The organism is Bacillus sp. FSL K6-1005 (assembly GCF_038000225.1).
GTDB classification, from domain to species: domain Bacteria; phylum Bacillota; class Bacilli; order Bacillales; family Bacillaceae; genus Bacillus; species Bacillus mojavensis.
The window spans coordinates 2537501-2558087 of sequence record NZ_JBBOBP010000001.1 but is presented as its reverse complement, the minus strand read 5'-3'; the positions used below and the strand labels follow the sequence as shown (position 1 = coordinate 2558087).

General features: G+C 42.9%; 23 protein-coding genes and 1 rRNA gene (1 of these 24 only partly in view). 16 read left to right on the top strand and 8 right to left on the bottom strand.

What is annotated here, in order from left to right; genetic code table 11:
* Positions 1-31: 31 nt before the first annotated feature.
* A complete protein-coding gene (locus NST16_RS13550) occupies positions 32-184 on the bottom strand; it encodes a small, acid-soluble spore protein K (protein ID WP_010333452.1) in 153 nt (50 codons plus the stop codon).
* A gap of 124 nt (positions 185-308) precedes the next feature.
* Here NST16_RS13550 and NST16_RS13545 point away from each other — a divergent pair, with 124 nt between their 5' ends.
* Positions 309-578 carry a YfhJ family protein gene (locus tag NST16_RS13545; RefSeq protein ID WP_024120650.1) on the top strand — a complete coding sequence of 90 codons (270 nt, stop codon included), beginning with the start codon at positions 309-311 and terminating at the stop codon, positions 576-578.
* A 36-nt stretch (positions 579-614) separates the two neighbouring features.
* Here the strand turns inward: NST16_RS13545 and NST16_RS13540 are convergent, their stop codons facing one another.
* Complete coding sequence (locus NST16_RS13540) at positions 615-998, bottom strand: hypothetical protein (protein ID WP_340887170.1); 384 nt, start codon at positions 996-998, stop codon at positions 615-617.
* A 1-nt stretch (position 999) separates the two neighbouring features.
* Positions 1000-1212 (bottom strand): helix-turn-helix transcriptional regulator, encoded by a 213-nt coding sequence (locus NST16_RS13535; protein ID WP_286058840.1) that lies wholly within the window; start codon positions 1210-1212, stop codon positions 1000-1002.
* Positions 1213-1402: 190 nt separating this feature from the next.
* Here NST16_RS13535 and NST16_RS13530 point away from each other — a divergent pair, with 190 nt between their 5' ends.
* The 5 genes from NST16_RS13530 (at position 1403) to NST16_RS13510 (ending at position 7067) form a co-directional block, all read left to right on the top strand.
* Positions 1403-1921, top strand: a complete 519-nt coding sequence (locus NST16_RS13530) for an SH3 domain-containing protein (protein WP_326329417.1) — start codon at positions 1403-1405, stop codon at positions 1919-1921.
* A gap of 85 nt (positions 1922-2006) precedes the next feature.
* A complete protein-coding gene (locus tag NST16_RS13525) occupies positions 2007-2339 on the top strand; it encodes an SdpI family protein (RefSeq protein ID WP_340887169.1) in 333 nt (110 codons plus the stop codon).
* On the top strand, positions 2326-3189 hold the full coding sequence (locus tag NST16_RS13520) for an alpha/beta fold hydrolase (RefSeq protein WP_326223832.1): 864 nt from the start codon (positions 2326-2328) through the stop codon (positions 3187-3189). Before NST16_RS13525 ends, NST16_RS13520 begins: the two co-directional genes overlap by 14 nt.
* A 232-nt stretch (positions 3190-3421) precedes the next feature.
* Positions 3422-4411, top strand: coding sequence for a glycosyltransferase family 2 protein (locus tag NST16_RS13515; RefSeq protein WP_010333459.1), 990 nt, complete (start codon positions 3422-3424; stop codon positions 4409-4411).
* Positions 4412-4481: 70 nt separating this feature from the next.
* A complete protein-coding gene (locus tag NST16_RS13510) occupies positions 4482-7067 on the top strand; it encodes a YfhO family protein (protein ID WP_340887168.1) in 2586 nt (861 codons plus the stop codon).
* Here NST16_RS13510 and NST16_RS13505 read toward each other — a convergent pair.
* On the bottom strand, positions 7064-8047 hold the full coding sequence (locus NST16_RS13505; protein WP_340887167.1) for a metal-dependent hydrolase: 984 nt from the start codon (positions 8045-8047) through the stop codon (positions 7064-7066). The genes NST16_RS13510 and NST16_RS13505 overlap by 4 nt on opposite strands.
* Before the next feature lie 215 nt (positions 8048-8262).
* On the opposite strand from NST16_RS13505, the gene mutY reads away from it, so the two are divergent.
* Positions 8263-9378, top strand: a complete 1116-nt coding sequence (gene mutY / locus NST16_RS13500; protein ID WP_340887166.1) for an A/G-specific adenine glycosylase — start codon at positions 8263-8265, stop codon at positions 9376-9378.
* Positions 9379-9384: 6 nt separating this feature from the next.
* Here the strand turns inward: mutY and NST16_RS13495 are convergent, their stop codons facing one another.
* Positions 9385-9609: a hypothetical protein gene (locus NST16_RS13495; protein WP_010333463.1), complete on the bottom strand. Its 225-nt coding sequence runs from the start codon at positions 9607-9609 to the stop codon at positions 9385-9387.
* Between the two features lie 82 nt (positions 9610-9691).
* Here NST16_RS13495 and fabL point away from each other — a divergent pair, with 82 nt between their 5' ends.
* From fabL to NST16_RS13470, 5 genes are all read left to right on the top strand, one after another.
* Positions 9692-10444, top strand: a complete 753-nt coding sequence (fabL, locus tag NST16_RS13490) for an enoyl-[acyl-carrier-protein] reductase FabL (RefSeq protein ID WP_010333464.1) — start codon at positions 9692-9694, stop codon at positions 10442-10444.
* Between the two features lie 70 nt (positions 10445-10514).
* Complete coding sequence (gene sspE / locus NST16_RS13485; RefSeq protein WP_010333465.1) at positions 10515-10772, top strand: gamma type acid-soluble spore protein SspE; 258 nt, start codon at positions 10515-10517, stop codon at positions 10770-10772.
* A 173-nt stretch (positions 10773-10945) separates the two neighbouring features.
* The gene (locus tag NST16_RS13480; protein WP_010333466.1) at positions 10946-11206 is read left to right on the top strand and encodes a YgaB family protein; all 261 of its coding nucleotides are present in this window, start codon (positions 10946-10948) and stop codon (positions 11204-11206) included.
* A gap of 143 nt (positions 11207-11349) precedes the next feature.
* On the top strand, positions 11350-11880 hold the full coding sequence (ntdP, locus tag NST16_RS13475) for a nucleoside tri-diphosphate phosphatase (RefSeq protein ID WP_003223272.1): 531 nt from the start codon (positions 11350-11352) through the stop codon (positions 11878-11880).
* A gap of 84 nt (positions 11881-11964) precedes the next feature.
* Complete coding sequence (locus NST16_RS13470; protein ID WP_168747248.1) at positions 11965-13707, top strand: ABC transporter ATP-binding protein; 1743 nt, start codon at positions 11965-11967, stop codon at positions 13705-13707.
* 72 nt (positions 13708-13779) lie between these two features.
* Here NST16_RS13470 and NST16_RS13465 read toward each other — a convergent pair whose 3' ends face one another.
* Positions 13780-14841 carry an aromatic acid exporter family protein gene (locus NST16_RS13465; protein WP_101863566.1) on the bottom strand — a complete coding sequence of 354 codons (1062 nt, stop codon included), beginning with the start codon at positions 14839-14841 and terminating at the stop codon, positions 13780-13782.
* Between the two features lie 220 nt (positions 14842-15061).
* The gene (locus NST16_RS13460; protein ID WP_029441293.1) at positions 15062-16351 is read right to left on the bottom strand and encodes a glutamate-1-semialdehyde 2,1-aminomutase; all 1290 of its coding nucleotides are present in this window, start codon (positions 16349-16351) and stop codon (positions 15062-15064) included.
* Positions 16352-16502: 151 nt separating this feature from the next.
* Here NST16_RS13460 and bcp point away from each other — a divergent pair, with 151 nt between their 5' ends.
* Together bcp and perR are read left to right on the top strand one after the other, a co-directional pair.
* Positions 16503-16976: a thioredoxin-dependent thiol peroxidase gene (gene bcp / locus NST16_RS13455; RefSeq protein ID WP_010333471.1), complete on the top strand. Its 474-nt coding sequence runs from the start codon at positions 16503-16505 to the stop codon at positions 16974-16976.
* Positions 16977-17110: 134 nt separating this feature from the next.
* Positions 17111-17548, top strand: a complete 438-nt coding sequence (perR, locus tag NST16_RS13450; RefSeq protein WP_010333472.1) for a peroxide-responsive transcriptional repressor PerR — start codon at positions 17111-17113, stop codon at positions 17546-17548.
* Between the two features lie 30 nt (positions 17549-17578).
* On the opposite strand, the gene NST16_RS13445 is transcribed toward perR, so the two are convergent.
* The gene (locus NST16_RS13445) at positions 17579-17932 is read right to left on the bottom strand and encodes a YgzB family protein (RefSeq protein ID WP_010333473.1); all 354 of its coding nucleotides are present in this window, start codon (positions 17930-17932) and stop codon (positions 17579-17581) included.
* Between the two features lie 206 nt (positions 17933-18138).
* Here NST16_RS13445 and NST16_RS13440 point away from each other — a divergent pair, with 206 nt between their 5' ends.
* Positions 18139-19023 (top strand): nucleotidyltransferase-like protein, encoded by an 885-nt coding sequence (locus NST16_RS13440; RefSeq protein ID WP_333513738.1) that lies wholly within the window; start codon positions 18139-18141, stop codon positions 19021-19023.
* A 229-nt stretch (positions 19024-19252) separates the two neighbouring features.
* A 16S ribosomal RNA gene (locus tag NST16_RS13435) occupies positions 19253-20587 on the top strand (it continues 215 nt past the right edge of the window).

Below are 20587 nucleotides of genomic sequence, written 5' to 3'. Positions count from 1 at the left end.
AAACAGCTGCACATGTGCAGCTGTTCTTCTTTTATCGTTTGCCGGAGGCTCTCATTTTCTCCTGAGGATGCTGATTGATTGACCCGTCAGGACGCTTTGAAGCATAGTCGTCCTTCGCTCTCGGTTCACCTTGAAACTTGTTTTCGTTTTCGTAAGGAAATCCTTTTTCTTTATTGCGGACCATGTCATATCCCCCTAGGTTCGAGATCAAAAAGTTGCGTCTTGCCAGATGAAGACGTAAGGTTAGTATATGGAGAACATGAAGTTTTAAAGCGTAATTTTTTTCCTGAAGGAAAGGAGACCACCAAATGAATACGTATATTGAAAAACTGACAAATCTGCTTCTGGAAAAAAACGATATGATCAGCTACATTCAGGCTAAAACATGGGTGGAATTGTTATGGAGTGACTTTGAGGCAACCTATGCAAAAGCCGGACACGCCTACCAGGGCGAAAAAATGACTGAAAAAATTGTCACACAGTGGATTGAGAACTACGGCGGCCAGCTCCACCTTTTCCAAAGCGGCCGTGAAGACGTAAATGATTACTTAAACCAAAGCAGAGGTCTTTTACATTAAAACAGCCTGCCGGCATAAAGTACGGCAGGCTGTTTTTTACACATTTGTATTGAGTACATCACTCATCACCATTCTAATCATAAAACCAAGAAAAGCAGTATATGCAATCAGCTGCAGATAGGATAAAGGAAGCATAGATTGATGAATAAGAACAGCACCTATTAGCAATAGAACAATCATTACCCAATGTGATATATAGCCCGCGAAATGAGCATTTGAGCGGGTGCGTTGGTCATTCTGAAAGTGTACGTTTCTCCAGAGTTTATTTCTATGAATATGCGCGGCAGAATAAAGAACTCGGGCTGTTCCGATGACTGCTAACAGAAGTGTTAAAGTTGAAGGTGAATGCCAATAAAGGACATACAATAAAATGGGAAGCAAAGTTTGCAAAAACAATCCAGTACGATACGTCATGTTCATATTATTTGTCTCCTTCTATCCAGAATAATTGATCTAATGAGCACTCTAATACTGAAGATAATTTAATTGCAGTGCCTATCGAGGGTTCATATCTTTGTTTTTCAATTGCAATGACCGTCTGTCTTGTCACTTGAATGTTTTCTGCCAGCTGATCCTGTGTCCATCCTTTATCTTTTCTGTATTCTTTTACACAATTACGAACCCCGTGCTTCATCTAATTTGATCCTCTCTTTATGTAACGTATACCTTACATAATGTATCATACAAGTATTAGTATGTAATGTACACCTTACAAACCTTAACATTTCCTTAATTGTTAGAAAAAATAAACAAATAGTGTTTCATTCACCGGGCATTCAGGGAATACCTCTTATATCTTGTCAACATACGAGGAGGAGCTATAAATGAAAAAGAAACAAGTATTGCTCGCTTTAACAGCCGCCGCAGGACTGAGTTTCACAGCATGTAGCACCGCTCCCGCAGCAAAAGCCGCAACCCCTCAGACCATGAATGTCACCATGCCATCATCAGATTCTTATGTTATTAAAGCAGGAAAACTGAATGTGCGAACTGAACCAAATCAAAAAAGCGCGATCCTCGGCACGGTATCATCTGAACAGAAAGTCACTGTAAAGGGATTTGCAAATGCTAATTGGGCTCAAATTGAATTCAAAGGGAAAAAAGCATATATTTCAACACATTTCTTAATGAAAACCGCAAGTCAAGCAAAAACAGCAAAACAGACTGCCTTCTATTCACCAACACCGGAAAATGGAAAAGCCAAACAGCTTTCCTCCGGGACAGAAGTCACTTTGCTCGGCTGGGGATTCAGTGAAGACGGAGGATTTGATTTCAGCTGGGCATTCGTTGATTATGGCGGGGTAAAAGGCTATATTCAGACAAAGGATTTACAAATACGCTAAATAGACAGGCTCTTGCTTGTCTTTTTGCCTTGATATTGAAACATTTCTTCTTTCTGAACGTAACAATGAGAAAGGAGATGATCATATGGCTTGTTTAGTCGGCGGAGGGCTCATGATCATTGCAGGTCTTTTCATCAAATTGTTCCCTCCAAAATCCATTAACAGTGTATATGGATTCAGAACGAGACGCTCAATGTCAGATCAAAGATTATGGAATGAAGCCAACCGTTACAGTGCGACGCTCATGATCCTGTCAGGTTTGATTGTCTTGGGGGCCGGGGTGCTGCTGAGATCAAGCTTTATCATTCTTCAGCTGATCATGCTTATTGCTGCTTGTATCATCACTTTTATGCTGACGGAGAAAAGGCTGAAACATATGACGAAAAGTCAAGGAGGAGAGTTGAGTGGAAGGAGTTAACAGTCAGTTTATCAAAACAAATGGGATCACGCTCCACGTTGCTTCCGCAGGGCCGGAGGACGGCCCGCTTATTGTCCTGCTCCATGGGTTCCCTGAATTTTGGTATGGCTGGAAAAATCAAATCAAACCGCTTGCCGATGCGGGGTATCGGGTGATTGCTCCTGATCAGCGCGGTTACAATCTCAGTGATAAACCCGAAGGAATTGAGGCATATCGAATTGATACATTAAGAGATGATATCATTGGGCTTATTTCACAATTCACTGATCAAAAAGCAATCGTGATCGGGCATGACTGGGGCGGAGCAGTAGCCTGGCACTTGGCATCAACACGTCAAGAATATGTTGAAAAGCTTATCGCCATTAACATACCGCATCCGCACATCATGAAAACCGTAACGCCAGTCTACCCTCCGCAATGGCTGAAAAGCTCGTACATTGCCTTCTTCCAGCTGCCGGACAAACCGGAGGCCGCGTTAAAAGAAAATAATTATGAGAAATTAGATAAAGCCATCGGGCTATCTGATCGGCCGGAGCTTTTTTCTTCTGAGGATATCAAAAAGTACAAAGAAGCGTGGAAGCAGCCTGGCGCTCTGACGTCAATGCTGAACTGGTACAGGGCCCTCAGAAAAGGCAGCCTTGCGGAAAACCCCCGCGAATACCATACAGCCCCTTACCGGATGATCTGGGGAATGGAAGACCGCTTTTTAAGCAGAAAGCTTGCAAAAGAAACAGCAAGCCGCTGTCCAAACGGGCATTTAATATTTGTGGATGAAGCGTCCCATTGGATCAGCCACGAAAAGCCGGCCATCGTGAATCAGCTTATTTTAGAATATCTTGAAAAACAATAAGTCAGATTTTCTTTGTACCGTCTGTCGAAATGGCAGACTTTTTCTATGCTTTTTTTTCATACTCTATTTTAAACCTGACAAAATAACATTACATATACTCAAATGTCATACCAAAAATGTAACAAAAAACAGGTTTAAACGACTTTAAAAAAAGGAATAGCCTTACTGAAGATTTGTGTACAAATTCCCCTAAGGCAATACTTAAAAAGAATAATAAAAAGAAGGTGCCTTAATGAAGCAAGGATTAATCTCGATTATTATCCCGTCTTACAATGAAGGTTATAATGTCAAACTCATTCATGAATCTTTAAAAAAGGAATTCAAAAACATTCATTATGATTATGAAATATTCTTCATTAACGACGGAAGTATTGATGACACGCTTCAGCAGATCAAAGACCTGGCATCCAAATGCAGCCGAGTGAAATACATATCATTTTCGCGAAACTTTGGAAAAGAAGCCGCGATCTTGGCCGGATTTGAACATGTTCAAGGCGAGGCAGTTGTCGTGATGGACGCCGATTTGCAGCATCCGACCTATTTGCTGAAGGACTTTATCAAAGGCTACGAGGAAGGCTATGATCAAGTCATTGCCCAGAGGAACAGGAAAGGGGATAACCCCGTGCGTTCGCTTCTTTCGTCCCTTTATTACAAGTTCATTAACAAAGCGGTGGAAGTTGATTTGCGTGACGGTGTCGGAGACTTTCGGCTGTTAAGCCGCCAAGCTGTAGATGCACTTTTGAAATTGAGCGAAGGCAACCGCTTTTCAAAAGGCCTGTTTTGCTGGATCGGTTTCGAACAGAAAATTGTTTTTTACGAAAATGTCGAAAGAAAAAACGGCACATCCAAATGGTCATTCAGCAGCCTTTTTAATTACGGAATGGACGGCGTTGTCTCCTTTAACCATAAACCGCTGAGAATATGCTTTTACACCGGCATTTTTGTATTGCTGCTCTCTCTTATTTATATCATCGCCACGTTCGTCAAAATTCTTACAAACGGTATTTCTGTACCCGGATATTTCACAATTATATCTGCGGTCTTATTTCTTGGCGGGGTTCAGCTGTTAAGCCTTGGCATCATAGGAGAATACATCGGCAGAATCTATTACGAAACAAAAAAACGGCCGCATTATTTGATCAAAGAAGCAAATATCCCAAGCAAAGATCTGCCTGAAACGAACGAATTGAAAAACATGCGGCGCCTGACTAAACTGCACTGAAATGAATGAATTGCCATTGGCAGTGCTTTTTTGCATGCTTACAAGTTAACGGCAAGACTGGAGAATCCTTATGAAAAAAAGAAAACATGTCTTCATTTATGCGGCCAGTCTGTTTATAGCGGTTCTAGCACACGCTTTTTTTGTGAAAGAATGGGCGGATGGCAGATATATGACCGGTCCCGGTGACGGACTGGCGCAAATGATCGTATTTAAGAAATTATTATATGAACAATACACGCAAGGAAACTTTTTCTATCATTATTCATTCGGACTCGGCGGAGGCACATTCAGTCAGCTTGGCTATTATTTTTCTGCTTCTTTTCTTTTTCTTGCGACTTCCGCCGCAGTATGGCTGCTGCAATCCGTTCATCTCATCGGTGAGGCGGATACGCTTTTTTGGGCGCAGTCAGCCGTTTTTATCAGCATTATTAAGCTGAGTCTGATTATTTTTACATCAGCTTCTGTTTTCAGCTATTTGCTCAAACGCAGAGCAGCGGCATTTACGGGTGCTGTCCTATACGGAGTATCAATTATTTACTTTCGCCACGAAGCGTATTGGGAATTTTTCACCGATACAATGATTTGGCTCCCGCTTCTCGTGCTCGGAGCAGAAAAAATCATCCGAGAGCGGCGTCCGGCATGGTTTATCATTGCTTGCTCCTTGAGCTTAATCAACAATTTTTACTTTGCATACATAAATCTGATTTTCATTGGAATTTATATCTTGTTCAGATGGTTTATCAAGCTGGAAGAACATGAAGTGAAAAAATGGGTTCAATGCAGAATGTTTATTGTCTCGGGACTCATTTCTTTTGGTATCAGTGCGGCGGTATTTGTGCCGGTGGTTTACGGATATTTAAATAACCTGCGCCCACCGTATAATGAAAAAATAGAGTGGCTGAATTTCGATGATAATATTTTATTTTCGAGCAGGATTATCGTGGTGCCAGCCATCTTTTTACTGTTTTTGTTTGTCATTTCTTTTTATAAACACCGCGTGTTTCGCCTTTTTGCCGGAATGAGCCTTCTGTTTATTCTCTTTCATTTCAGTCCGTATGCGGCAAGCGCCTTTAACGGCTTTTCCGCACCGCAAAACCGGTTTGAATATATTTTGGCCTTTACAATCGCCGGGGCAGCAGCGGCAGGTTTATCACAGCTGCAGGAGCTGAGGCGGAAAGAACTGCTTCCAGCAGCAGCAATTGTTCTGCTTCTTTACTGGTATCATGTCCAAAGATATGAGCTTGATATATGGAAGCCAGCGAATGAAAGCATCTTACTGCTTTTGTTCCTGACAATCGCTGCTTTGTTTGCCGCAGTTTTTGTGAAAAAACGGGCAAAGCTTGCTGTATACGGTGTGGTGATTTTGTCTTCGCTGCTTGTCGCTAACACCTATCAGAAATATGCGCTCTCAGAAGGAGGCGGGCTGGATAGTGTTTCAAAATCCTATATTACAAGCGAGGAATACAAAGGAGACGAACAATCTAAGCTCATCAGACGTGTGCAAAAGGAAGACAATGACCCGCTCGTGAGAATCGACTGGATGAATGGCGTGCGCAATAACACTCCGATTATTTACGGGTTTAATGGATTCAGCGCCTACTCGAGCATTTTAAACAGCCATCTGCTCTCCTTTTATTGGAATGATCTTCGCATCGATATGGGAAGAGAAAGTGTCAGCCGCTACGCTTCATTGGGGGACAGAGCGAACTTGTACAGCCTGCTTTACGGCAGATACTATATGACGGAAAAAATAAACGAAGCGAATGTTCCATACGGCTTTACAAAACATATGGAATCAGAGCACTACACCGTTTATGAAAATCAATATATGCTTCCTTTCGTCAAATCAGCCGAAAGGGTTTACGCAGAAAGTGACCTGAAAAAGTTGCCTGCACTTGCAAAAGAGCAAGCGATGCTCAAAGGAATTGTATTAGCAGATCCAACTGAAAAAACAGAGCAGCCCCCTGATCTGACGAATCTGATTTCCAAATCGGACATCGCTGCAAAACAAGCTCAATATCAAAACGGACTCCTGACTGTAAATGGAGAAAACGGAGGAGAATTGATCATCACCCCGAAAAAGCCATCAGTCGGTCCGGGCGATTACTATGTCAGTTTTTATTTGAAAAGCAAAGCAAGAGACAAAGGATTTACGCTAAAGGTAAATGATTATGTCACAACAAGAAAATCAAATCAATCAATCTATAAAACGGGAGTAAACGATTTGACCATCAGAGTGCCTAAAGCAGATCATATCTCAATCAGGCTTCCGAAAGGAACGTACGAGCTTTCAGATATCGCGCTTTTTGAAGAAAATTATCAAACATTAAAAAACGCTGCGTCGCAAAACAAAACGGAGAAAACAGACAGCCTGGAATGGAATAAAAACAAGCTGACATTCACATATCACAATTCCAAACCTCAGTACATCATGCTCCCGATTCCGTATGAGAAAGGCTGGGAGCTGAAAATTAACGGAAAGCAGCAGAAAATTGAAAAAGCCGATTACACTTTTATTGGTTTTAAGGCGCAAAAGGGAGACAATCAAATTGAACTGACCTACTATCCGCCATATTTTAAAATATCGGCTGTGATTTCTTTCATCAGTCTGCTCCTAGCTGTTTTTTATACAAGACGCAAAAAAGCCCGGCTCTAAATAGAGCCGAGCTTTAATTTTTTCTGAAGCTTTTCTTCGCTGAATATCCAGCCAGTATAAGATGAGCGTATTTCAAGATCATGGCTGATATGAACGATTGCCACAAACGGATAGTGCCCTTTACTCCGATAACGCAGGTCAATAAACCGGACCTCATAATGGTCTTTATACGTATCCACTTCCCACCTGTAAACCGGAGAGAACGAAAGAAACGCTGCAATGTTGTCATCCTGTTTCGCAGCTTGCATAACATCGGTTTCAGGAACCGGCACCCGATTAAATGTATCAAGTATCACCACATGCCCGTCCATGCTCCTTCCTACATAAAAAGCATGTGCGGTCGTAACGGCAATTCGCCATTGCCGGAATTTCATCGTCGGTGAAATGATAATGCTTTCGATCTCTTCATCAATTAGCTCACGGAGCTGCCGTTTAATTCGCAGCTGCATCATCAGGCGCAAGATATAATAGCCTGCCAGTATGACGTATAAGGTGAGAAATGTGATACCGGGGCTGCCGCCGACATACCAGACCGCGATGGCAGCCAGGTGGCTGATGAAAATAAACGGATCAAATGTGTTAATCAGCCCGAGTGCCACCCATTTTTTCGAAAACGGCCGGATGGCTTGTGTTCCGTATGCATTGAAAATGTCCACAAATACATGCAGAACGACTGCCAGCAATGTCCACAGCCACAGATGCAGAAAATCAGCCTGAGGATAAAATAAATGCAAAATCGCCGGAATGATGACAGACCAAAACAAAACGGCGGGAATAGAATGGGTAAAACCTCTGTGATTTCTTATATAAACAGCATTATTTTTAAGTTTTAACACAGTATCGATATCAGGAGCCTGTGAGCCCGCAAGCGTAGCGATCATGACTGCGTGAGCCATTGCCGGATCTGTTCCGACAACCGGATCCAGTGTCGCAATTCCGCCGAGTGCGATGCCCATGACAACATGTGTGCCCGTATCCATAGGTGACCTCCTTGCAGGTTTATCCTGCACATTCACTTTGTAAGACATTCCCTAATTTTATATACCCAATCTTTTAACCTGTTCAATCGTTCTCATATGTTTCCGCTTTTTCTTTACTTCTATTTAATGTAACATATTATCGTACTGTGCCCTTAGTGTACAACAAAAAACAGTCTAAAGAAAAGCGGGGCGCGAGAGACTGGGGAGAAACACATATGAACGTACTTGAAGATAAGGTAAGACAAAAAGATATACAGCAATTTCAAAATGATTTAATTACATGGTTCGAAAGAGAACAGCGCATTCTGCCGTGGAGAGAGGACCAAGATCCGTATAAAGTGTGGGTGTCTGAAGTGATGCTCCAGCAAACGAGAGTAGAGACAGTCATTCCTTACTTTTTACGGTTTGTGGAGCAATTCCCGACAGTAGAAGCGCTCGCTGATGCCGATGAAGAAAAAGTGCTCAAAGCATGGGAAGGTCTCGGTTATTACTCGCGGGTCAGAAACCTGCAAAGCGCTGTAAAAGAAGTGAAGCAGCAGTACGGAGGAGTTGTTCCATCAGAAGAAAAAGAGTTTGGCGGCTTAAAAGGCGTAGGCCCTTACACAAAAGGAGCAGTGCTAAGCATTGCCTACAATAAACCGATTCCTGCGGTTGACGGAAATGTGATGCGTGTTATGTCGAGAATTCTGTCCATCTGGGATGATATTGCTAAACCAAAAACAAGAACCGTTTTTGAAGAAGCGGTCCGTGTGTTTATTTCAAAAGAAAAACCCTCGGATTTCAATCAAGGTTTAATGGAACTGGGAGCCATCATCTGCACGCCAAAATCACCTTCTTGCCTGCTTTGTCCTGTCCAGCGGCATTGCTCAGCGTTTGCAGAAGGGACTGAACGAGAACTCCCGGTGAAAAGCAAAAAGAAAAAACCCGGGATCAAAACAATGGCTGCAATTGTACTGACAGATGATGACGGACAAGTTTATATTCATAAACGCCCGTCTAAGGGACTGCTAGCCAATCTGTGGGAATTCCCGAATCTTGAAACACAAAAAGGAATGAAAACAGAGCGCGAGCAGCTCACTGCATTTTTAGAAAGTGATTTTGGCATACAAGCTGAAATCAGTGATCTCCAAGGTGTAGTGGAGCATGTTTTCACCCACCTGGTATGGAATATTTCTGTGTTTTTCGGTAAAGTAAAACAAGTGTCGGATGCTGCAGAACTGAAAAAAGTAACGAAGGAAGAGCTCGAAGAATTCGCGTTTCCAGTGTCACATCAAAAAATTTGGAAGATGGCAGTGGAAGCAGCCGGAGTATATAATTCGGCTGCTCGGTAAGAGTCCTTAATCATAACTGACGCGCGTGCCGTGGCTGTAGTCTGCTTCATTGCGCTTCATTCCGCCGCGCGCTTCAATCTCTTGGGTTAATTCACGGTATTTTGATTGGCCTTCTTCGTTCAAATAAGGCATAATTTGCTGAAAGGCATGATGAAAATAGGCGAGTTCACTGTTTTTCCAGTCCTTTTTGGAAATCATGGTCAATTCGCTCATATCTCGTCCGACATACATAACGGAAGACCCCCTTTAAAGTTCTTGCCATTATTGTTTGTGGAATGAAGAGAACTATACGCTACAAGGAGCTGAGGAAAAAATGGAACAAAATAAATGCGCACTCGTAACAGGAAGCAGCCGCGGCGTCGGAAAAGCAGCGGCGATCAGACTTGCGGAAAATGGCTATAATATTGTCATTAACTATGCACGCAGCAAAAAAGCCGCTCTGGAAACAGCGGAAGAAATCGAAAAACTTGGTGTTAAAGTGCTTATTGTAAAAGCAAACGTGGGACAGCCCGCAAAAATTAAAGAGATGTTTCAGCAAATTGATGAAACCTTTGGAAGGCTGGATGTCTTTGTTAATAACGCTGCATCAGGTGTATTGAGACCAGTTATGGAATTAGAGGAGACACATTGGGACTGGACGATGAACATCAATGCAAAAGCCTTGCTTTTCTGCGCTCAGGAAGCGGCAAAGCTGATGGAGAAGAACGGCGGCGGTCATATTGTCAGCATCAGCTCATTAGGTTCAATCCGCTACCTTGAAAACTATACGACAGTCGGTGTGTCAAAAGCTGCATTAGAGGCTTTAACCCGTTATCTCGCAGTAGAGCTTTCACCAAAACAGATTATCGTAAATGCAGTATCAGGCGGAGCGATTGACACAGATGCGCTCAAACACTTCCCGAACAGAGAAGATCTTTTGGAGGATGCGCGTCAAAATACCCCGGCGGGACGTATGGTAGAGATTAAAGACATGGTCGATACGGTTGAATTTTTAGTGTCTTCAAAAGCTGATATGATCCGCGGACAGACCATTATCGTTGACGGCGGGCGCTCACTGCTCGTTTAAAAAATTTTTTTGAAAAAAGGAATAGCCAATCGATTACCTGCACATTCTAATGACCGTGGAGGTGATAACAATGGCTAACTCAAATAATTTCAGCAAAACTAACGCTCAACAAGTTAGAAAACAAAACCAACAATCAGCTGCTGGTCAAGGTCAATTCGGTACTGAATTTGCTAGCGAAACAAACGTTCAGCAAGTCAGAAAACAAAACCAACAATCAGCTGCTGGCCAACAAGGTCAATTCGGCACTGAATTCGCAAGCGAAACAAACACTCAGCAGGTAAGACAGCAAAACCAATCTGCTGAACAAAACAAACAACAAAACAGCTAATCACTGAAACAGAAAAAAGCACTTCATCTTCGGGTGGAAGTGCTTTTTTCTGTTTGAAAAACGACAAAACTTGTGAAAGCTCAACAGAATGAGTCAAAGGGTTTGCCAGATCAGGATCGAAATGATTAATGGTGGAAACGTTTAGACTTTGACCAGGGCTGAAGGAGGAACCGATGACGGAATTTGAAAAGCTGGTAATAGAACAGATGAAAACGATGGACAAGCTTCTCGATCTCCAATCAGAGCTCGACCGCTGCAAACAAATCGAAGCAGAACTCCGGCACTTGGAAAGGGATGCAAGGCTGCGCGGTATTCAGGATGAAATTGCGGTAAAACGAAAACATCTTGCTGATATACAGGATATGTTTCAAAAGCAGACAGAGCAGGTGATTCGTTCATATCGCAGCTCAGAAAAGCCGTCTTCCTTTGTGTAGAGCAGGAATGTGCCATTCCCAAGCCGGAATGGCTCTTTTATTTTCATTTTTCAATTTGTAACGTTATAATAGGTAAAAGACGTTGTCGGTAAGCAAGTTTGGACATACTAACTGTAGGGCTTTATAGAAAGTAGGGGAGAAATATGGGTTATCCCAAGGAAGGAGAAACCATTCAAATTCACAGCTATAAGCATAACGGGCTGATCCACAGAATTTGGAATGAAACGACAATCTTAAAAAGTACAGAAATGTGTGTCATCGGAGCCAATGACCGGACGATGGTAACCGAATCAGACGGCCGGACATGGATAACCAGAGAGCCCGCAATCTGTTATTTTCACGCAAGACAATGGTTTAATGTCATCGGGATGCTGAGGGAAGACGGGGTTCACTATTACTGCAACATCAGTTCTCCGTTTGCCTATGATGGCGAAGCAATTAAATATATTGATTACGACTTGGATGTCAAGGTATTTCCTGACATGACCTATAATATTCTCGACGAAGATGAGTATGATGATCATCGGAAAGCCATGAATTATCCAAAAGAAATTGACAGTATTTTAAGAGACTACTTAAATACGCTGCTTCACTGGATTCATCAGCGGCAGGGACCGTTTGCGCCCGAGTTTGTCGATATGTGGTATGAACGGTATTTGCGCTATACAAAATAATGGTTACGTAAAAACCTGTTGCGGGGTACAACAGGTTTTTCACATGGGCTCACACACATCATGATAAAGAGAGGGGGAATCAACGTGGGGGTTATGAAACGCTATATGCAATTCGTCAAACCTTATAAGAAGCAAATTTTCATTACAGTATTAATCGGGATCGTAAAATTCTCCATTCCGCTTGCTCTCCCATTGCTTTTGAAGTACGTAGTTGACGATATTATTCAAGGAGGCGGCACGGCCAGTGACAAAACAACGTCATTGTTCACCATTATGGCGATCATGTTCGCCTTATTTTTAATTTTGCGCCCGCCAGTTGAATATTATCGCCAATATTTTGCCCAGTGGACAGCCAGTAAGGTACTCTATGATATAAGAGCCAAGCTGTTTGATCATATACAGAAGCTGAGTCTTCGTTTTTATGCGAATACTAGAACAGGGGAAGTCATTTCCCGAGTGATCAACGATGTGGAACAGACAAAGGACTTTGTGATCACAGGTCTGATGAATATATGGCTCGATATGCTGACGATTTTGATCGTGATCTCTATCATGCTGACACTGGACGTGAAATTAACGCTTATTTCCGTGGTTTTATTTCCATTATACGGAATATCAGTGAAGTATTTTTACGGCCGTTTAAGAAAGCTGACAAGAGAACGGTCACAGGCGCTTGCTCAGGTGCAGGGGCATTTGCATGAACGGATTCAAGGCATGCCGGTGATCAGAAGCTTTGCGATAGAAGACCATGAGCAGGCCAACTTTAACGAAAAAAACAGCCATTTCTTAGATAAAGCAATTAGTCATACGAATTGGAATGCCAAGACCTTTGCAGTTGTCAACACCATTACAGATCTGGCACCGCTCATCGTGATTGCATTTGCCGGATATTTTGTCATCAACGGACCGCTGACTGTCGGAACGATGGTTGCGTTTGTCGGATATATCGACAGAATGTATAACCCTGTCAGAAGGCTGATTAATTCATCTACAACCTTGACGCAGTCAATCGCTTCAATGGACAGGGTGTTTGAATTTATTGACGAGCCGTATGAGCTGACTGACAAACCAAATGCCATCAAAGCTGACCATATCCGCGGAGAAGTCGAATTTCAAAATGTATCGTTTCAATATGAAAAGGAAAAAGAAAACATCCTTCATGACGTGTCATTAAAAGTAATCAGAGGAGAAACTGTAGCTCTCGTTGGAATGAGCGGCGGAGGGAAATCCACGCTCGTCAGCCTGATTCCAAGGTTTTATGATGTATCAAGCGGCAGTCTATTGATTGACGGGACAGATATTCGGGATTATGAAGCAAGAAGTCTGCGCAATCAGGTTGGCATGGTGCTTCAGGATACCTTTTTATTCAGTGAAACGATTAGAGAAAATATCGCGATCGGAAAACCTAACGCCACGCTTGAAGACATTATGGAAGCCGCAAAAGCAGCTAATGCACATGATTTTATTATGAGTTTTCCGGAAGGGTATGAGACCCGTGTAGGAGAAAGAGGCGTTAAGCTCTCTGGGGGACAAAAACAGCGGATTTCCATTGCGCGTGTATTTCTGAAAAATCCGCCGCTGCTGATCTTGGATGAAGCCACTTCAGCTTTGGATCTTGAAAGTGAACACTACATTCAAGAAGCGATGGATAAACTGGCGAAGGACAGAACAACTTTTGTCGTGGCTCACCGCTTATCAACGATTACGCATGCGGATAAAATTGTCGTCATGGAAAACGGAACAATCATTGAAACCGGAACTCATGATGAACTGATGGATTATGACAGTCAATACAAGCACTTATTCACAATCCAAAACTTGAATTAAACTTCAATCTTATATCCTTTTATCAAGGATATAAGATTTTTTTGTATAAAAAAACCCGGCATATGAACCGGGCTACTCTTCTATTTCCATTTCGCAGTCTTTCGGATGGTACGTTTGAAAGCTTGTAATAAGTGTTTCTAAATGTTCAAGCTGCTCGCGGTATTCTACAGCGCTTGCCATAATATTAAGCATATTATAATCAAGAAGCTCATCATCTGAGTTGCGCTGGTTTTTAAGAAATGACTTTGTCAGCAGCTGTTTGTATTGGATGCCTTCTTCATCTGTATCATCATGCGGTTTAATTTTGCCGACAAACCTCATCAAAATCCGCTCGTGCCAATAAAGCAGGTAATCAAGTTCTTCAGTCAGTGTTTCCTGAAACTCTTCAGGCATATGATAAATCTCGTTTTCCAGGCGATGCAGCTTCTTCAGCGTGTCGAGCGCCCGGTTTGCGGTTATTATCGCCTGTCTGAACAGGACAAGTTTTCTTGATTTCACGTAAGTCGTTTTCTTAAAGTAGCTTCTTTCTTCTTTATATAGAAGATATGTCTGATCTAGCTTGAGCATTTTTTCTTTCAATTTTTCAATATCCTCTTTCAAAATCGAATGCTCTGTTGACTGGCGCATAATCAGCCTGATCCATTTCATGATTTCTTCAGTGTTTTCGACTGTGTTATGAATCAGCTTTGTCTCGTACTTAGGCGGCAGGAACACCAGGTTGACGATAAAGGAAGAAAGCACCCCTAAAATGACTGTGCTTGTTCTGATCAGCGCAAACATTAAAAAGTCGTCACCGGCAGATTCTAAAATCGCAATAACTGTAACAAGAGCAATGGAAATCGTATGTTCAATTTTAAGCTTCAGCATTATGGTAATAACAATCACTGCTGTCAATCCGATCATAATCGGACTGGGTCCGAAAATAAGACCGAATACTGTGGCAATAACAGCTCCGATAATATTTGCCTGAACCTGATCAATAATAATAAGAAAAGAGCGGTAAATTGATGGCTGGATCGCAAATATCGCTGCAATTCCAGCAAAAATCGGTGCGGGAAGTCCGATCCACGAGGCTAAATAAAGAGCCAGCGTAATCGCGATCCCTGTTTTGAAAATGCGGGCACCAAGTTTCATTGGTTTGTGCGTGCATTCCTTTCTATAATAAATTGTTTGACCTAGCAAATGGCTAATCATTAAAATTCCCTGTGAGTTTATTTGCTAAACAATTAAGTAATATACAGGGATCAATACAATTATTCAAGCTATTTCTCAAGAAAAAGACCAAAATCTTACACGCTTTTTAAAAGTACACAAAAACAGGAGCTTTAAGCTCCTGTCCGCCTGATGTGCAATATTACTTTTTAAGATGTTTAAAAGCATCCTCAACAGCAGCAAGCGTATCTTTAATGTCCTGCTCTGTATGTGCTGTTGTAATAAACCACGCTTCATATTTAGAAGGCGCGAGATTAATGCCGCGCTCCAGCATCAGCTTGAAAAACGTAGCGAATGTTTCACCGTCACTGCGTTCTGCCTGATCGTAATTTTCTACTTTCTCATCAGAGAAGTAAACCGTCAGTGCACCCTTTAAGCGATTGACTGTTATTGTGATACCATGGGTTTCTGCGTGTGCCAAAATGCCTTCCTCAAGCATAGCGCCAAGACGGTCAAGCTTTTCATACACGCCTTCTTCTTTCAGCACTTCCAGGCAAGCAATGCCAGATAAAATAGAAGCGGGGTTTCCGGCCATTGTTCCTGCCTGATATGCAGGGCCGAGCGGTGCGACTTGCTCCATAATTTCTTGTTTCCCGCCATAGGCTCCAATTGGAAGTCCGCCGCCAATAATTTTTCCGAGTGCAGTTAAATCCGGTTTAACCTGTAAAAGATCCTGAGCACCGCCATACATAAAGCGGAAAGCAGTAATGACTTCATCATAAATAACGAGGGCGCCCGCATTGTGAGTCAGTTCGTTTACTTGTTCTAAGAAACCTTCTTTTGGCTCAACGATACCGAAGTTGCCGACAATCGGTTCAACCAGAACCGCTGCGATTTCACTGCCCCATTTATCTAAGGCCGCTTTGTAGCTGTCAATATCATTAAATGGAACTGTAATGACCTCGTTTGCAATGCTTTTCGGTACACCGGCAGAGTCAGGTGTGCCCAGAGTAGACGGACCGGAGCCGGCCGCTACGAGCACAAGATCTGAATGGCCGTGATAACAGCCTGCAAATTTAATGATTTTGGTGCGGCCTGTGTAAGCACGAGCCACTCGGATGGTCGTCATCACAGCTTCTGTCCCTGAATTGACGAATCTTACTTTATCCATAGCAGGAATGGCTTCCTTCAGCATCTTTGCAAAAGTAACCTCATGTTTTGTCGGTGTTCCATATAATACACCGTTTTCTGCGGCTTTTTTAATCGCCTCTGTAATATGCGGGTGGGCATGTCCGGTGATGATCGGGCCGTAAGCCGCCAAATAATCAATATATTTATTTCCGTCGACGTCCCAAAAATAAGCGCCATTTGCTTTCTCCATTGCAACAGGAGAACCCCCGCCAACTGCTTTATATGATCTTGAAGGGCTGTTTACACCGCCGACAATATGCTCTAATGCTTCACGGTGAAGTTCAACTGATTTTGTATACAAAAATAATAACCTCCTATATCTCCATGCGTCCCCTCTATTGTAGCATGCTTTGAGACAAGAACAACGGATTCAGGCTCAAGATCAGGGGCCATGGTTGTAATCTGGACAAGAATTGGATACGCTTAATACAAAAACATCCGGAGGTAATGAAATGACTATTGAAATCGGACAAAAAGCGCCTGATATAGAGTTGAAAGGTGATCATGGGGAAATAGTAAAATTATCGGATTATGAAGGGCAGTATATCGTCCTTTACTTTTATCCAAAAGACATGACACCGGGATGCACAACTGAAGCCTGCGATTTTCGTGACAGCCATGAAAACTTCGCTGAGCTGGATGCTGTGATTATCGGCGTTAGCCCGGACAGCGAGGAAAAACACGGGAAATTTAAAGAAAAGCACAATCTGCCGTTTTTGCTGCTTGTCGATGACGAACACAAGCTGGCGGAGGCATTTGATGTGTGGAAACTGAAGAAAAACTTCGGAAAAGAATATATGGGAATTGAACGCTCCACTTTTTTAATTGACAAAGATGGCCGGCTCGTTAAAGAATGGAGAAAGGTAAAAGTGAAAGACCATGTAGCCGAAGCGCTCCAGACGCTCAAAGATATGTCGGAAAAGTAAAATTGTCAGTCAGCTTCATAATAGATGCTGCAACTTTTACCCTAATATCAATTGACAAATTATCGTAAAAAGAGGTACACTAATTATAAACATTATAATGTAAGAATCTTTTTTAGAAGAGAGGTGCATGACGGATGGCTGCACATGAACTAAAAGAAGCCTTAGAAACGTTGAAGGAAACCGGAGTTCGCATTACTCCTCAACGTCATGCGATTCTGGAATATCTCGTTAACTCTATGGCTCATCCAACAGCGGACGATATATATAAAGCTCTGGAAGGGAAATTTCCTAACATGAGCGTAGCGACGGTATATAACAACTTGCGTGTGTTCCGGGAATCCGGCCTGGTAAAAGAGCTCACATATGGCGATGCTTCTAGCAGATTTGATTTTGTTACATCCGATCACTATCACGCCATTTGTGAAAGCTGCGGTAAAATTGTGGACTTCCACTATCCCGGCCTTGACGAAGTGGAGCAGCTCGCTGCACATGTGACCGGCTTTAAAGTAAGCCACCACCGTTTAGAAATTTACGGCGTCTGCCAAGAGTGTTCAAAAAAAGAAAACCATTAAAATAAGCTGACCGCAAAACGGTCAGCTTATTTATTTCGACATTTTCTTCTTATTATAAGACTCATCAAATTCTTTTCCTTCTAAGCTTTGATCTAACGTCAGCGGCTCTCTGCAATGCATACACATATCTACTCTGCCTAAAACTTTGGTCTCTTTTTCACAGCCAGGGCAAATGACACGAACCGCTTTGGTCGAGAGCATGCCGATCCAAAAATAAACAACCGTACTGAGTCCGATGGATAAAAGCCCAAGTATCATAAACAAACTCGAAAGCAAAACGGACTCCTTAAAAAAAATCCCGATGTACATAATGATAAACCCAACGAAAACCAAACTTAACGCAAACGTTCTAATCTTATTAATTTTGCTGGAGTATTTCGCCATGTCCATCCCCCTCTGAATTAAATATAGCACAAACCCGATGGGATTTTCTTCATGTTTTCGTTTGAAATGGAATTTAAATATGGAGACTTGCTTTGAAATTGTTTATAATAGTTCAATGTGTTTAGAAAAAAGGAATTTCGATTTAACCATAGAATTGAATCAAATAGAGAATGAAAAAATTGAACAATTGCATTGGAGGAATAGTGATGGAAAATCTTCTCCGTCCAATTTATCAAGAAAGAGCAAGCCATCCTAATACATTGGCTGTTATTATGATTGAGAGAAGAAACAAAACATCTTCCCTGACAGATAACTTTGATGCCGCTTTGCTTGTCATTGTAAAGCAGTCTGATAAACCTGTTTTTATAAAGCATTATGAATTTGATCACAAAACAGCCTCTTTACATGTGATAACTGATGCTCAGGTTCAAGAATGGATTTTGCTCGGCACAAATAGAAGAATGATAGATTGGATTGTAAACGGAAGAGTCATGTTTGACCGCAATGAGTATATTGCTGAGCTTATCGACAGGCTTAATACTTTTCCGTTTGCAGAACGCAAACTGAAGATCGGCCTTGAATACGGCAAGTTAATTAGAAGATACGTTGAAGGAAAAGCTTTCTTTGAAGCCAATCAATTTTTAGATGCCTACAATGCGGTAGTTCATGCCCTGCATCATCTCGCACGTATTGAAGTAATCGACAGAGGATTCCACCCTGAAACCACTGTGTGGAGTCAAGTGCGTCAAATCGAGCCTCAAGTGTACAAATTATATTCCGAACTGATTGAAAGTCACGAAAGCCTGGAAAAAAGGCTTGAATTATTATTCTTAGCAAATGATTTTCTGATTCATTCTAAAGCTGAGATTGGTTCAGCACATCTTTTCGAAGTCATGAAAGAAAAGGACATATGGCAATTTAGCGAGCTTCTTCAGCATCCTGACTTAATCCATTTTACTCAAGACCTTGGCGTCATGCTTGATTACCTGACGGAAAAAGGTCTTATCAGCGTGTGCCGAATGGAAACCAAAGGACAGTCTGTCTTTCATCGAGGATATTCTTTTAAAAAAGATGTTGACTCTGATTCTTGAGCATGGTATATTATTAAACGTCGCTGATGCGCTTCTGAAAAAACAAGCTCACAGCGGCGGAGAAATAAAATAAAAAACATTTGACAAAACAAAGTCGAAATGTTATACTAATAAAGTCGCTTCTCCAAGAAGTGCTGATGATCTTTGAAAACTAAACAAGACAAAACGTACCTGTTAATTCAAGTTTTAAATAAATCGCACAGCGATGTGCGTAGTCAGTCAAACTACTTTATCGGAGAGTTTGATCCTGGCTCAGGACGAACGCTGGCGGCGTGCCTAATACATGCAAGTCGAGCGGACAGATGGGAGCTTGCTCCCTGATGTTAGCGGCGGACGGGTGAGTAACACGTGGGTAACCTGCCTGTAAGACTGGGATAACTCCGGGAAACCGGGGCTAATACCGGATGCTTGTTTGAACCGCATGGTTCAAACATAAAAGGTGGCTTCGGCTACCACTTACAGATGGACCCGCGGCGCATTAGCTAGTTGGTGAGGTAACGGCTCACCAAGGCAACGATGCGTAGCCGACCTGAGAGGGTGATCGGCCACACTGGGACTGAGACACGGCCCAGACTCCTACGGGAGGCAGCAGTAGGGAATCTTCCGCAATGGACGAAAGTCTGACGGAGCAACGCCGCGTGAGTGATGAAGGTTTTCGGATCGTAAAGCTCTGTTGTTAGGGAAGAACAAGTACCGTTCGAATAGGGCGGTACCTTGACGGTACCTAACCAGAAAGCCACGGCTAACTACGTGCCAGCAGCCGCGGTAATACGTAGGTGGCAAGCGTTGTCCGGAATTATTGGGCGTAAAGGGCTCGCAGGCGGTTCCTTAAGTCTGATGTGAAAGCCCCCGGCTCAACCGGGGAGGGTCATTGGAAACTGGGGAACTTGAGTGCAGAAGAGGAGAGTGGAATTCCACGTGTAGCGGTGAAATGCGTAGAGATGTGGAGGAACACCAGTGGCGAAGGCGACTCTCTGGTCTGTAACTGACGCTGAGGAGCGAAAGCGTGGGGAGCGAACAGGATTAGATACCCTGGTAGTCCACGCCGTAAACGATGAGTGCTAAGTGTTAGGGGGTTTCCGCCCCTTAGTGCTGCAGCTAACGCATTAAGCACTCCGCCTGGGGAGTACGGTCGCAAGACTGAAACTCAAAGGAATTGACGGGGGCCCGCACAAGCGGTGGAGCATGTGGTTTAATTCGAAGCAACGCGAAGAACCTTACCAGGTCTTGACATCCTCTGACAATCCTAGAGATAGGACGTCCCCTTCGGGGGCAGAGTGACAGGTGGTGCATGGTTGTCGTCAGCTCGTGTCGTGAGATGTTGGGTTAAGTCCCGCAACGAGCGCAACCCTTGATCTTAGTTGCCAGCATTCAGTTGGGCACTCTAAGGTGACTGCCGGTGACAAACCGGAGGAAGGTGGGGATGACGTCAAATCATCATGCCCCTTATGACCTGGGCTACACACGTGCTACAATGGACAGAACAAAGGGCAGCGAAACCGCGAGGTTAAGCCAATCCCACAAATCTGTTCTCAGTTCGGATCGCAGTCTGCAACTCGACTGC